Raw genomic sequence first — 729 nt, 5'->3', positions numbered from 1 at the left:
CCTCGAGCACGTGGCGGACGTCACTGCCGAGGAGGTGGCCACGGGCGGCGCGGACACCCTCGTCTTCCTCCCCGGGGCGCGTGAGATCGAGCGGGTGGTGCGGTCGCTCACCGCGCGACTGGGCGGGCGCGCCGAGATCCTGCCACTGCACGGTGGCCTCGACGCCGCCGAGCAGGACCGGGTGGTCTCGGGCTCCGGCCGCGAGGGTCCGCACCCGGGCCGGGGCGGGGCCGGCCCACCGCCCCGGATCGTGGTCTCGACCGACCTGGCGGAGTCCTCGCTCACCGTTCCCGGGGTGCGGGTGGTGGTGGACGCGTGCCTGAACCGCGAACCCCGCAGGGACACCGCCCGCGACATGACCGGTCTCCTCACCGTCTCGGCCTCCCGCGACTCCTGCGTCCAGCGCTCGGGACGCGCGGCACGTCTCGGACCGGGGATCGCGGTGCGCTGCCTGTCCGAGGACGACTACTCACGGCTCGCCCCGCACCTCACCCCGGCGATCGCGACCTCCGACCTGACGTCCTTCGCCCTGGACGTCGCCTGCTGGGGCGCTCCCCGCGGCGAGGGCCTGGCGCTGACCGATCCTCCTCCGTCGGGGGAGATCCGTCGCGCGCAGCGGGTCCTGCAGGGACTGGGCGCGCTCGACGCGCTGGGCCGGGCCACCGGACGCGGGCGGGACCTGTCCCGCGTCCCCGCGGACCCGCGGCACGCCCGCGCGTTGCTGGACGG

Annotated in this window: 1 protein-coding gene; it reads left to right on the top strand. The window is 76.7% G+C overall.

Annotation, left to right across the window (positions count from 1 at the left end; all coding sequences use genetic code 11):
- Nucleotides 1-10 precede the first annotated feature (10 nt).
- Nucleotides 11-729 (top strand): helicase-related protein (locus IY392_RS16420; protein WP_309234203.1); only part of this gene is annotated, 719 nt, incomplete at its 3' end.

The organism is Dietzia sp. SYD-A1, assembly GCF_015356725.1.
Classification (GTDB): domain Bacteria; phylum Actinomycetota; class Actinomycetes; order Mycobacteriales; family Mycobacteriaceae; genus Dietzia.
This window is presented reverse-complemented; position numbering and strand designations above follow the sequence as displayed.